The sequence below is a fragment of the Trichocoleus sp. FACHB-90 genome (assembly GCF_014695505.1).
Taxonomy (GTDB): Bacteria; Cyanobacteriota; Cyanobacteriia; order Cyanobacteriales; family FACHB-T130; genus Funiculus; species Funiculus sociatus.
Genome location: NZ_JACJOK010000081.1, coordinates 1 through 14,014 on the forward strand (window position 1 = coordinate 1; position 14,014 = coordinate 14,014).

Consider the following 14,014-nt stretch of genomic DNA (forward strand, 5'->3'; position numbering starts at 1 on the left):
CGCTCTGATTTTCCGGATAACTATTAAGTATAAATACTCAATAGTTTAGTTGGGGATTCTCTTCTACGCTTGGAGCCGCTGTCTATGTGCCAGTTGCGGGTGCGGAATGTGGGATTTAATGGGATCTGCAATTTAATATAAAAAATCATCAGTAGTATAGCGTTTCTCAGTTGGGTGGAATATATGACAGTTCTGACGTTTGGGCTACCTTGGTAGAGACTTGGCAATGCCATGTCTCTATAGATGTATGGCACCCAACCGTAGAATTACTATAGAGCAGGCATACCTACCTGCCCTACAGAGATTTAGCCAAGGATGGTCAGCGGCTAGCTTGGTGAAGTAACTTAGCTAGCATCAACAGTTGCTCTTTATTAAAAACTTGAGCCAAAGCCTTTGCTGCTGCTCTGGGTTCTAGTGGAACAGTAATTTCCTTGGGGGAGGAAGGGCTGGGTGTTGGTGCCTGTACGGGTGTTTTTGCCACCGACGTAGTAGGGGCAGGGGTTGCTGGAGAAGCTGCCAGCAGCCGCAGACTGGCACTAGGAGCGATCGCGTTACCTTTCCCAGCTTGCAACAAGTCGCTAGATTGCTTGAGTTCCTTGATGGCAATGGGTGCCAGAGTAGAATAAGGATTTTTGGGATTAGCGATCGCTCGATGTACCGTTTTTACCAGCATCGTCCAAGTTCCTATCCCACCTCCCAGCTGCGCTAGACGTTGGCAAAAAGTTTGAAGTTGTTGGCGACTTGATGGCGTTTCTGCTCCCTTAAACAGCAGCAACATCTGTTTTAGAACCGCCGTCACCTGAACCGAGAAATTTGGCGGCGGCATTTTCGCCACAGGTTTCGCTAGTTCCGCCTGTAGGGGTAATTCATCAATTGCTCCTACTCCCCCACCTACTAAGCGATCCAGATATGCCTGCAATTGTGCAAAATTAGGCTCTGCCGCTTGCACGAGTTTCTCACCTTCATCTTCCCTCAGCCCAAATGGCCCTTGCAGGCGGTCAACTAATTCCTTAAGCGTGTCGTACCCTTTTAAAAACATTGACTCCAGCTGGTGGTCAATGGTGACAGGATGCTCTTTGAGAATCTTAAAACAATCCTCAAACCGGTGGGAAACCTTTTGAATACTGTTAAAGCCTAGCATCGCCGCGCCTCCCTTAACAGAATGGGCAGCGCGAAACATTTCATTAACCCTTTCCTGATCTGCTATGACGCTTTGCAGATCCATTAGCCCTTTTTCCAGGGTTTCCAGGTGTTCTTTTGCCTCCTCGATAAAAAAACCTAAAATTTTTCCCGACTCCACGGCAGTATTCCTCAAAACAACGATTTTCTGTACTCACCTGTTCATTGGGGGAGTCGTTCCAGGCAATGATTCTTGCACTTGACACTGTTTACCCCGGTTCATCGCGGCACCCCTTTCCTTTGGCTTGTAGAGGCGGGATGTAATCTCGCGTCTCTACAAAGCTGTGAATACGCTTAGGACTGTTCTTAAAATACCCGAAACCGAAAATTTAGTGCTGAGTGGCAATACCTAACTTTGTAAGTGATATTTTTGCACTTGTGTCAAGTAAGTTTGTCCATTGGGATAAAAAAGGCGGACGAAAGCCTATAAAACATACAACAACACCATATGTAACTTTTCCTAAATTTTCTTACTGTTGCAGGTATCTTGTCTGCGCTACGGATTTTTTCTTTTTTTGTATGGGAGCCTTTTACATGAGTGGCTTTTTACCACGGGTTGCCAATCATCGTGAAAGCTGCCCAGTAGTAAGGATGGGTGAGTTCTTGGTTTTCCAAGTTAGCGAGTTCTGGTGGCAGAGGTAGGTTGCCTGTGGGTAACAATAGTTGACCTCCTTCCAGACGCACCTGCCCCTTAAGCATCGCCACTTGCGCCTGTCGCAATGCCTCAGCTTTGATGGGGGCTTTTTTCAATTGTGCATAAAAATCCGCCATCAATCCTTGGGTTCCCTCATCTGACACAGACCATAAACTGGCGACAGCTGATTTTGCCCCTGCCAGCACAGCTAAGCCAGCAAACCCTAACTCTGCCTGTTCATCTCCGAGTGCCGTGCGACAGGCACTCAATACCAACAATTCTACGGGCGGATCGTTCCATCCGAGTTGACGCAGCTGGTTTAGTCGCAGTTTGGTGTCCCATAACTGGATGTAAGAGTTTTCCACTGATCCAGGCTTAAATTCTCCATGAGTTGCCAGGTGAACGATTCCATATGGCACTAGGCGACGCTGTGCTTTGAGATTATCCAGGGTAAATTTCTCATTGAGGAAAGATTTCCCCTTCCATAGTTTCTGGGTGATAATGGACAATTCTACAGGCACGCCTGGTAAAGGATTGAGTTCAGCAAATTTTGACATACCCATTGCTAGAACTTGGGTGTTTTTGATATCTACGTAACGGGTATCAGTGAGACTGAGACTGGGCATGGTGCCGATGCTGTACTTTTCTATCAAGAATTTTTGACCATCATGGAGGGCAGCCATTGGTAGACTTCGCAAACCCGCATCCATCATAAATACTAGATTCTGCATCCCTCTAGCTTGTAATTCGGCTTCCAGGGGTGCCACCATCCACTGATAAAGTTGCTGCGATGATGCCTGGTAGCCACGGGCATTTCTGACATTGGTTATTTCGCCGCGAAATGTTTTAGCCACTTTCATGACTTGTTCGCGTGTTGCCCCTTCTACCCGTTTCCGAATTGCCGATCCCTTGGCAGGAACGACTACAAGTTCCAGTTGGTCGTTGTTTTGGGCGGGACGATTAACTGGAGGGGTAGCAACCTGTTGCTGAGACACTTGATTGAGGGCTAGTCCTTGGGCATTAAACTGCCATATAACATCGGATTGTGGCGATATTGGTAGAGAAATAGTCTTGTCTGCTGCTGCTTTTGGCGTCCCCGTGGCAGGAACAAAATTAATATAGATCAGGGCAGGTTTTATTCCGGTTGCTTTCTCAATTGAGAGAAGAATATCGCGAGCTTCGGTTAAAGTTTTTACAGGAGTATCCGCACTTTCACCAATATATTGCTCGAATGAGCGCGTGGATGACTCCTCTAAGTCAACTAAGAGTGTGTCAACTTCTGCTGGAGGAATGGTAGTAAATAGGGAAAGTTGTGGAGATTCATTTTCCTCCGGCGGCGTTGCCTCATCAGGCGCTGAATTTGGTGCTGTTGAGGGTTGTGGATCTGGCTGTAGTATGGGCTTTTGGTCTGGTTGTGCTGGTTGTGGATCTGGCTGTGGATCTGGTTGTGGATCTGGCGGTGGGGATGGTGGTGGTGAAGCGGTAATTATTTTTATCTCACTCGGTGCAGTGCCTTGAGAATAGCTATCTAAGAAAGATTGGGTAGGGATAATGCTATTGTCGGAACCAGTTGTAATTACGCCGCGAGTTCCATTAGTCCCAGCATCTCCCACAATAAAAGGAGTAATGTTGTTGCCTCCATGACGAATGGTAATGGCATTACCTCCCGCACCTCCGGCGTTGGAAATGCTTGCTTGTTGACCATTTGTGTCTGTGAAGGTGTCGGTGGCGCGGAAAAATCTACCTGTGGTAATGTCAACAATGCCGCCTGTGCCTCTAGATCCGCCTTGGGCGTTAATGAAACTAACAGAGATGTCATTTTCAGGATCGAGGATGACATTACCACCATTTCCGGTGCTGGCACTGGAGTTGATTTTTCCTGCGGTGATGCGAGTGATGGCAGAAATGGTGATGTCTCCGCCATTTGTGGTGCCTGTGGCGGTTAAATCTCGACTTTCTACGGCTGCTGTCTGACTGGTGAGGCTGATATTGCCGCCACTACCATTGATGGAATTAGAGATGATATCGCCTGCTAGTATGTTGTCTTGGGCGGTGAATGCGATCGCGCCCCCATTCCCAGAACTATAACCATAACCATAGCCAGAACCAGAACTATAACTAGAGTTTATTCTGCCTGCGGTGGTATCAATCGTACCGTTGCTAGTTAGAGTAATATTCCCTGCCGGATTAGTAATATTACCTGTGATAATATCTTGATTTGCCAGCAGTGCGATCGCTCTGCCTGACCCTAGAATTTCAAAACCTGCGGTATCAATTGAGCCTGCTTGCAAGGTAACTTGAGACAAGAAGCTTGTGTCATCAGCAAGTGTTATCTTGCCGCTACTTGTTGCTCCTCCGATGGTGAGAGCATTCCTAAAACTACTCAATACGACCATATCGCCTGCTGTTACGCTCAAAGCATTGGAGTTATTGTATGCTCCGCCAATCTCAATGTTTCTGCTAGCGGTTGCTGGTTGTAAAGTTAAGTTACCCGTGCCGCTGATTGTCGGAACTGGTCGGAAATCAATCTCATCTGCTGTCAGCGTCACATCTGAATTTAAGATTATATTACTGTCGAAACTGATGGTGCTACCACTCGTTGTGGTAATGTTGCCGTTTAGGTTGGTGGTGCCGGAATCAACAATAGTTAAATTGCCTATGGGCGTGGTGTCGCCAATAGCACCACCAAATGTGATGGGACTGCTTAGCGACAAAGTTAAGCTTTGTCCACCTGCACCTGTTCCATCAACCGTTCCGGTGATGCTGATGGGAGCGCCTCCTCCTCTGCTGGCACTGAGGGCAACGTTGTTACCAAGTAACACGTTGCCATCAATCGAGATGCTGTTATTTCCGTTGCCATCAATCGAGATGCTGCTGATGTCTGCGTTTAGGGTTGTAGTCGGTGCAATCAGGTTGACAAAGCCGTTTGGGTTTGTAATTGTGCCATTGACTGCGATCGCGCCTTGTGTTTGAATCGTTCCGTCTGTGGAGAACAAGGCACCTGCTGGATCAATTGTGATAGTGCCGTTGCTATTGGTGCCTCCGATGACGAGCGGTCTAGTAGAGGTGAATACGTTAAGATCGCTGGCGGTCACGGTCACAGAACCTGGTAAATTGTATGCCCTACCAACCTGAATATTTCGGTTAGCTGTCGCGGGTGCGAGGATTAGGGTGCCTGTTCTGGTAGCGTCAACAACTGTCCCCCTAAAGTCAATCTCATCAGCTATCAGCGCTATATCGTTCCCACTATTCAACGTCAGCCCACTGTTGAAATTAATAGTGCTGCCTGGGGCTGTTTTGACATTGCCATTAAGAGTGACATCATTACTATTGACAGTCAAGTTGCCTATCGGTGTTGTGTCGCCAACAGCGTTACCAAAAGTGATATTACCTCGGAATGCCTCCAGTGTCAGATTTTGACCGCCTGCACCATTTCCATCCAGCGTTCCTGTGATGTTAATGTTACCGTCCGTATCACCTAAATCAGTGCTTGTGGTTGTCGTGGTAAATGTAGCGTTGTTCCTGAGTACCACGTTGCCATTAATATTGATATCGCCCCCGTTAAAACTATCGGCAGTGGTACCGAGATTGCCATTAATCAAAATTGCCGATGTGTTTGCTGGGCTAATTGTCAGGTTAATATTCCCACTACCCAAATTAGTAGAGTTGGTGATGATAGTGCCGACATTAATACTGTTAGTAGCATTGATGTCAATATCTGAGCCATTAGTAATAATGGTGCCAAGCTGACTATTGAAGTTGACGCTACTGCTCTGAAAACTGCCACCGCCAGTGTTAATCGTCCCAGTAATTGTGATGTTATTAGCTCGGCTTCCCGCACCACCTGCACCGCGAAGCTCTACTCCCAATGCAAAACCCTCAATTGAACCATTCAGGGTAATGTTATTGGCGGCTTCCAAGATAAGAGCGGTACCATCACCCGCTACAATGTTTGCTCCGGATGCTAGGGTAATGTCACCAGCTTGTGTACCTGTGTTTCCCGTAGTGATGATGACGGTGGTTCCGTTAAGCGAGGAAGTAACTGTCGCTACGTCAACGATTGCATCATCATTAGTAGGAGTGAAAATAGCAGGAATTCCACCAGTATCCCCGTTAGTCAACGTACCGCCAGTAGTAGGAGATGCCTGGATAATTACGTTACGAGGATCTAACAACCAGGTGCCGGGAAGACCTTTAGGAGCGCTGGCATCAGCGGGTTTAGTAACTTCCAGGTAATTTTTGCCGGAAGTTTCGATAAAGCCACCGTTACCGCCTTCTGAGCCACCACGAGCGGTAATATTGCCATGAGTACGGGTGGCTTCATCTGCCCAAACTATTACTCTACCGCCATTGCCATTAGTAATAGCATCAGCATTGATTTTTGCATCTTCGCTAACATAGGTATAAGCAGCATTGGGAACACCGCCTTTTCCCAAATAATCGCCGCCAATTAATACTCTACCGCCACCCGCATCGCCGGAGACATTAACGTTGGCTCCGACTAACGCAACTTTATTTCCTAGTACAGCTACTGCACCGCCTGTTGCTCCTGGTTGCGTGTTGGATGCGTCTAGTTTACCGGATGCGATCGCGTTTCCCGATTCTACTGGTACGCTAATCCCAGAACCAGTTATCTGAATGCGATCGCTATTGACAATTAATCCAGTAGCATTAATTACGTTTCCACCCGTCAGTAATTGCGGCAAAGATTGTGGAGACTGACCGGGGACATCTGACAGGCCAGAGGTTTGTCCTACCAACGGACTGACTTCTAAACTTAATACATTTCCCGCGTTAGAGATGCGAACTAAACTTTCACCCGGTACAGCGGCAATGGTAATATTTCCTCCTGGTGCCGTCAGAGTTCCTGTGTTTAAGACTGTCCCAGCCAATAGATTGAGATTATATCCAGTTCCTACAGCTAAGTTACCTGTGTTGACAATGCTCCCCGGCTGTTGTGTACTAAAGGTAAAGGTGTTGGGTATTCCTGTCAAGTTGGCGTAGTTATTCAACCCATAAGCATTAAACGAGTTATTATTACCAAAACCGATGCTTGTAGCGGTGGTGGCGGTAAAAGAAGCGGGAACATTTAAGCTGGCATTGTTGCCAAAAACGATGCCAGCGGGATTCATCAGAAATAAATTAGAGTTGCCGCCTGTAACTTGAAGCAAACCATTAATAATCGAGGGATTGCCACCATTGACGCGACCGAGGATGTTTTGAATTGATGGTTTAGATAAGAAATTAGCTATTTGGTTTGAGCCGAGTCCAAATTCGCTGAAACTGTGGAATAAATTTGCTTTGTCTCCTGAAAGTTTACCGCCGCTAATATCAATTTGATTGCCTGTGGTGGTGACGTTGGTGTTGGTGTCGTTTCCTGGGGTGATTTGTGCTTTGACGAAAGTTGGAAAAAGGCAAAAAGCGAGAGATAGAAGGGGTACTCCCACTTTTTTAGCTGTCACTCTGAAGGGTGCGGCTACACGAACAAAGGCTGCTTCCGCCGCCTGAATTAGTTTCAGCTTGCGGAGGCTGGCTTCGTTTGCGTAGCCGCAGGTTTCAACTTGTGGGGGTATTGGGAAAAAATCTATAAGTGACTTATTTTTGGGAATTAATTTAACTATTGATTGAAAGGGAAAATGACTGAAAATTTGCAATTGTATCGCCAAGCGATCGCTCATTCCCCGGCGATGAATAGCGTTAGCGATCGCTCGTGCTGAGTTTTTCGCCTGCTGTTTGGTATATCGCTGAGAATCGCTCCCTAGATGGCACCGATAGTAATACAGCGGCTTTTTGACGTGCCGCACTTCGGTAATTTCGGAGAGTTTCAGGCATAAATCGTAGTCTTCTACGTATGCCATTGACTCATCAAAACCTCCCACTTGCTCCAAGACATCCCGCCGCATCAGACGGAAGTGAAAGGTCATAAAATCGAGCAATAGCCGCTCTTTGGAGTAGGGAATTTGGCACCGTTTCCCGTAGCTGAGAATTTTGCCGCGTTGGTTAATATCCAGGTAGTCGGTGTAGACTAAACCTACTTCTGAGTTTGCCTCTAGTACAGCTGCTGTTTCAAGGAGTGCTGTCGGTGTCAGCAAGTCGTCGCTGTCTACAAACCCGATGTAGGTTCCTTTTGCGTGCGCGATCGCATTTTGCAATGACGGTATTCTGCCTTGATGTTCTGCCGCTATTACCCGCACACGGCGATCGCGTTTAGCATACTCCCTAGCAATTTCCACAGATTTATCTGTAGAACCGTCATCCCAAACAATTAGCTCAAAGTCACGCCTAGTCTGCGCCAGAATACTCTCAATAGCCGCACCGAGATAGCGATCGCGGTTGTAGGTAGTAATAACTAGGGAAATCGGTACAGGCATGGACTACTCCGAAATGGTTAACTTTCGTTGCCGAAAGTCGTGCTACATATAATCAAATTATCTGATCTAAAATACTCCTTTAAGTAGATGTCTAAGCAAAATTAAATAATATTTAGCAAACGCAAATTTGCTAAATCACAAAATGCCAAATTGTATTTGACAGTCCTAAAACGTGGGTCGTCTGCTGTGCAAACAAGCTAATATAAAAACATATTTTAAAAGTAAATCTGTATGGTACAATTTGACCCAAAACTGGGTTTACCCTCAAGCGATGAATTACCTGATTCTGATGGTCTACCTGTGGATAATGAACTACAAACTCTCGTCCCCAATTTCTTGAGTTTAATTTTAGGTTTTATCTGGGCTAATCGCTTTGATTGGTTTTTTGGTGTCAATATGGGCGTTTACCATACCACAGGTTTAAATCCTAGAGTTCCCATTGTTCCTGATGCTTTCCTCAGCTTGGGAGTCGAACGGGTCAAGGGGAATAATTTACGTAAAAGTTACGTAACGTGGGAAGAAAACGCGGTTGTCCCCAGATTTGTTCTGGAAGTCGTTTCTCAAACCCCCGGAGGCGAGTACGACGATAAAATGACTATTTACGCTCGGTTAGGAGTGTTGTATTACGTTATTTATAACCCGGATTTTTGGCGACGCGATCGCCAGGAACCTTTTGAAGTTTATCGCTTAATTGATGGAGTTTATCAACGTCAAATTGGAGAGCCGTTTTGGATGCCAGAAATCGGTTTAGGAATTGGACGAGGTATCGGCTATCATGTAGGATTTCAAAGAGAGTGGTTGTACTGGTTTGATCAAAGGGGAAATCGGTTTCCTACTCCAGAAGAGCTGGTGGAGCGTTATCGCGATCGCTTTGGTGAATTGCCAGAGGAGGAATAGCGTTAAAAATATTAACTACTAAGCCTCCACAGAAAAAGCCTGCCTATGACAGGCTTTTGTGTAGCCGCACCCTTTGGGGTGACGGCTACTGTAACCGAACTGTATTGGGAATGAGAGTTTATATTTGCTAATTTCTAGCTGTCAAAAACTCTCGCATATATTGAATTACCAACTCTGGCTGCTCTTGCTGCACCCAATGGCTAGAAGTTGGGATGTATTTGATAGTAAAGTCCTTGACATACTCCTCAGTTCCATAGGTTAGTTCTTTACCCAGTGCTGTATCTTTCTCCCCCCAAATCATCAGCGTGGGAACTTGGAGAACGCTCCAATCTAAACTTAGAATTCTCTGTTGAGTTACATTGCGGTAATAGTTCAGCGTTGCTGTTAATGCACCGCGTTTGGAGGCAGCATCTTTATAAGCCTCAATATCCTCATTAGTGAAAGCGTTTTTGTTAACTGCCATACCCTTGAGAGCAGATTCAATTGCTTGGTAGTCTCCCGCTTGCAAGAGTAATTCTGGTAGTCCCGGTATTTGAAAGAAGAAGATGTAAGAGCTACGTAGCAACTGTTGAGGAGTGCGGAAACCTTCGGCAAACTTGGCAGGATGAGGTATATTTAGCACTATCAACTTATCTAACATTTCGGGGTAAGCGTAGGCAAAATTCCAAGCGATCGCGCCTCCCCAATCATGTCCAACCAAAACGCATTTATCGTATCCTAACCCTTGAATTACCCCTTTCACATCTTCGATAAATTCAGCCATTACATAAGCTGATTGCTCTTTTGGTTTGTCGCTTTCATTGTAGCCGCGCAAGTCGAGAGCCACGACTTTAAAATCTTTGGCAAATTCGGGTATTAGATGCCGCCATGAGTACCAAAACTCAGGAAATCCGTGCAGCATCAGCATCAAAGGCCCTTCGCCCTGCGTGACATAGTGCAGCCTGATGCCGTTACTTGTGATGTATTCGTGCTTCCAAGAACCTTCTAGCACTGACATTGATATCACCTCATACGATTGTGGATTTCCTCTCGTTACCAGGCTCAGCCTGGTAACGAGATTATTGAAACTCTGCCGCAATTTGATCCTGGTACAAACAGTAAGATACTCGTTATTCAGGCAAAGATAACTGAGCATTTGATTCCATCAACGTCTGTTTCTCTTCTTTTTCCTGTAGCAGTAATCCTGCTAGATGAATAATGGCAAGAATCAGCGCTCCGATGGAGAGAATATAACTGTGCAAAGTGTAAAGGTGCGCGACTGTTACAGTGTTGATTGCGCCACCGCCTGTAAGAATTTGTCGGAGTACGGAACCGATGAGGGGAATGGTTTCTATTGTGCCTAACTCGATTTGGAAACGCCAGTATCCCAGCTGCGTCCAGTCGAGGAGCATAGCAGTCCATCCGAGAGCGATCGCAACTAAGGTCAATAAAATTCCGCTGATCCAAGCTGTTAGCCAGCTAGGGCGAAATTTCTCTCCCAAAAACACCACAACAATTTCTATCAGAGAAACACCAATTAATCCATTACCAGCAATGTCATGGATACGCTGAACTAACCAGCCATTGGAAACTTCGGCTTTAATTGTGTTTAAGGAGTTATAGGCTCCACCCGCCGTAGGTTCGTAGTAGAAAGACAGAAGAATTCCGGTGATGGCTGCAATCAGGGTTAAAGACAGAATAACTACAGCCAAAATAGTAGCCAGTCTCTGAAGTACGAAAGGGTACTGTACATTTTTCATGGCTAATTCCAACCTTTGTCGGCTGAATATGTATTTATACTTATTTTATGTATTTTTCTTAAGTTAATGCCAATAAAATATTAAATTTCTCATTTTCCCTAAATTGGAAATTCTCCCACTCTCCTACTCTCCTGGCACCCATCACCACTGGCACTCTCGCGCCATCAATGCTTCTATCGCCTCAACATCCAGGGGTCGGGAGAAAAAATATCCCTGACCATACTCGCATTCGAGCGCTCTGAGCTGGGCAAGTTGCTCAGATGTTTCCACCCCTTCTGCAATCACATCTAGACCCAAGTTATGTGCCAGCGTCACAATGGTGCGGACAATTTCCGAATTTTCACCATCGCCGCTCATCCTACTGACAAAGGAACGGTCAACTTTTAAAGTATCAATTGGAAATCGGTGCAAATAACTTAAAGATGAATAACCCGTGCCAAAGTCATCAATATATAACTGTACCCCTAATTTTTTCAGATGCAAGAGCGTGGAAATTGCAGATTCAGCATTTTCCATCACGGCGCTTTCAGTGATTTCCAACCGTAAACTTCCAGCATCAAAACCAGTGTCTTGTAAAATCTGATGGACTGCTAGAGCTAGATTGGGTTGCGTAAACTGTTTGCTAGAAAGATTCACGCTAATAGTTAAGGGTGAGCTGCCCAAGAATTTTCCTTGCCATTCGCGCATCTGACGGCAAGCTTCCTGTAATACCCACCAACCGATAGGAACAATTAGCCCTGTTTCCTCCGCCACCGGAATAAATTCCCCTGGAGAAACCAAACCCCGTTCTGGATGCTGCCAGCGCACCAGCGCCTCAAACCCGGTAATTTGACCTGTGGAGAGCGAAACAATTGGCTGATAGTGAAGCCGAAACTCTTGGCGATTAACAGCGTGTCTCAGGTCAGTTTCTAAGTGCAAAAGTGCCACGGCGTGGGTGTGCATAGCCATGTTAAAAACCTCATGACGCGCTCTACCCGATGCCTTAGCGCGATACATGGCAATATCAGCATCGCGTAAAAGGTGTTCCGGCTCTTCGTAATCTGTTGTCCCCAAGGCGATGCCAATACTGACGCTGGTAAACACCCTCTGTCCATTCAGATTGAAAGGGAAGGTCAGTTTATTTTGAATTTGGTTGGCAATGCGGGTGGCATCGCTGATATTTGTAATATCGTCTAGGAGAATTGCGAACTCGTCACCACCCAAACGGGCAACTGTATCTACATGGCGGACACACGTTTCCAGCTTACGAGCGATTTCTACTAACAGTTGATCTCCACTCATGTGTCCCAGGCTATCGTTGACGACTTTAAAGCGATCTAGATCCAAAAAAAGAACGGCAAATAAGTAATCATTCCGCCGTTTTTTCAATTCATTCGCGTGTTTTAGTCGATCCATGAACAAGGCACGGTTTGGTAAGCCTGTCAGCTTATCGTAAAAGGCATCGTGTATTAATTGCTCTTCTGCAAGTTTGCGATCCGTAATATCTGTAGAAACACCAAGAATTTGTCTAGTTTTTCCATCAGGGGATACAAGCAATTTCTTAATTGTCTGAAACCAATGTACTTTACCTGTGGAATCTGTAATGATTTCTTCTGGAATAGTTTTTTCGTAAGATGATGCTATCACATCTCTGTCATCGCAAATAAACTGCTCTACTTGCGCTGAATTTGAATTGAAATCTGCATCGGTTTTGCCAAGCAAATTTTCGACTGTTGTGCCATAAATATTTGCTACTGCTTTATTAGCTAGGATAAATTTTCCATCACAGTCTTTGACAAAAATTAGATTTGAAGTTCCGTCAATTACATAGCGAAGAAACTCTTGTTGTACTCTCAATGCTTCCTCAGCTCGATTGCGTTCAGTGATATCTCTAATAACGGTGATGACGCACAACTCATTATCAAAGTCAATAATTTCTGCTGATACCAGCCCTACACGTACTTCGCCTGACTTAATAACAAAGTTAAATTCCTGGTTACGAACTGTCCCTTGATGCTGTAAAGTCTGCATCACCTGAGTACGCTCCTCTGCATTTGCCCAAAGGTTTAGCTCAAATGAAGTAATACCGATAATTTCTTCGCGGCTATAGCCAGTGTGGTGTAGAAAACCATCATTGACTTCAATAATGCGTCCTTCTGCTAGGGTGGTGATAGCGATCGCATCCGGACTGGAACGAAAGGCTTTAAAAAACCTTTCTTCGGACATCCGCCGCGCCTCTTGTGCCAGTTCGCGCTCTTTAATTTCAGCTTGCAATTTTTGATTCGCTTTTTCCAGTTCGGCGGTTCGTTCCTGAACCCGGATTTCTAGCTCATCGTGGGCTTTACGAAGCGCTGCTTCTGTGTGCTGGCGTTCTAGTGTCGCTTCTAGCAGGTTTGCATAATTACGTCGCAGTTCGAGTTGCGCGACTACTTGACGACTAAGCGCTAAGAGAGCCTCTTGTTGCTCCAAACTCAGTTGACGCGGTACAAAGTCAATTACACACAGCGTTCCCAGTGCATAACCTGCGGGCGTTATTAAGGGCGCACCCACATAAAATCGGATGTTGGGGTCGGACGTCACTAAAGGGTTAGCTGCAAAGCGATTGTCGGTTGAAGCGTCTGGGACGATAAACAGATCGGATTGCATAATGGCATGGGCGCAAAACGCAATATCTCGCGGTGTTTCTGATACCTCCACGCCTACTTTTGACTTGAACCATTGACGATTCGCATCAACTAGGCTCACCAGTGCAACCGGAGTTTCGCAGATATGTGCGGCCAAATAGGTCAGCTCGTCGAAAGCCCCTTCTGGAAGAGTATCAAGAACTTCATACTGGCAGAGAGCTTGAAGCCTTGCTGCTTCATTGCTAGGTATTGGTGCTTTCACTCTTGATGTTTCTCCAGATTGGATGTTGGTGACATCTTCTTTAGCACTAGCTTTCGCTTCAAATATCCCTATCCGGCTCAGATTTGCCATATATATTTAGTTTGTCCTTTGCCAGGCTAGCTACATTTATTGCTGCGGTATTTAGTTTTACCTCAAATCGGATAGTATCTCTAGGGATCTAAATCACATAAATCCCGTACCTTTATCACAAAATGCCTTAAACAAGCCCTGAAACAAGATGTTTGTAGATTGGCAGGGCTTGTATGTTCTCTTGCTATGAAGTTTTCGTAACTTTTACTTTATCAACCTTTAATAATTATCACAGATAA

General features: G+C 45.6%; 6 protein-coding genes. 1 reads left to right on the forward strand and 5 read right to left on the reverse strand.

The features are described from left to right. Window positions 1-319: 319 nt before the first annotated feature. Window positions 320-1,300 (reverse strand): Hpt domain-containing protein, encoded by a 981-nt coding sequence (locus H6F74_RS23685; protein WP_190444604.1) that lies wholly within the window; start codon window positions 1,298-1,300, stop codon window positions 320-322. Between the two features lie 425 nt (window positions 1,301-1,725). Next, a complete protein-coding gene (locus H6F74_RS29505) occupies window positions 1,726-8,184 on the reverse strand; it encodes a CHAT domain-containing protein (protein ID WP_199301577.1) in 6,459 nt (2,152 codons plus the stop codon). A 231-nt stretch (window positions 8,185-8,415) separates the two neighbouring features. Here H6F74_RS29505 and H6F74_RS23705 point away from each other — a divergent pair, with 231 nt between their 5' ends. Beyond that, complete coding sequence (locus H6F74_RS23705) at window positions 8,416-9,081, forward strand: Uma2 family endonuclease (RefSeq protein ID WP_190444605.1); 666 nt, start codon at window positions 8,416-8,418, stop codon at window positions 9,079-9,081. Window positions 9,082-9,208: 127 nt separating this feature from the next. On the opposite strand, the gene H6F74_RS23710 is transcribed toward H6F74_RS23705, so the two are convergent. The 3 genes from H6F74_RS23710 to H6F74_RS23720 form a co-directional block, all read right to left on the reverse strand. Then, on the reverse strand, window positions 9,209-10,078 hold the full coding sequence (locus H6F74_RS23710; protein ID WP_190444606.1) for an alpha/beta hydrolase: 870 nt from the start codon (window positions 10,076-10,078) through the stop codon (window positions 9,209-9,211). 112 nt (window positions 10,079-10,190) lie between these two features. Beyond that, window positions 10,191-10,820: a cytochrome b N-terminal domain-containing protein gene (locus H6F74_RS23715; RefSeq protein WP_190444607.1), complete on the reverse strand. Its 630-nt coding sequence runs from the start codon at window positions 10,818-10,820 to the stop codon at window positions 10,191-10,193. Window positions 10,821-10,961: 141 nt separating this feature from the next. Next, a complete protein-coding gene (locus H6F74_RS23720; protein ID WP_190444608.1) occupies window positions 10,962-13,775 on the reverse strand; it encodes an EAL domain-containing protein in 2,814 nt (937 codons plus the stop codon). Between the last annotated feature and the right edge of the window lie 239 nt (window positions 13,776-14,014).

Coding starts and splice junctions, on each gene's coding strand:
- H6F74_RS23720 (WP_190444608.1), bottom strand. CDS start 13,775: ATGGCAAATCTGAGCCGGATAGGGATATTTGAAGCGAAAGCTAGTGCT.
- H6F74_RS23710 (WP_190444606.1), bottom strand. CDS start 10,078: ATGTCAGTGCTAGAAGGTTCTTGGAAGCACGAATACATCACAAGTAAC.
- H6F74_RS23715 (WP_190444607.1), bottom strand. CDS start 10,820: ATGAAAAATGTACAGTACCCTTTCGTACTTCAGAGACTGGCTACTATT.
- H6F74_RS23705 (WP_190444605.1), top strand. CDS start 8,416: ATGGTACAATTTGACCCAAAACTGGGTTTACCCTCAAGCGATGAATTA.
- H6F74_RS29505 (WP_199301577.1), bottom strand. CDS start 8,184: ATGCCTGTACCGATTTCCCTAGTTATTACTACCTACAACCGCGATCGC.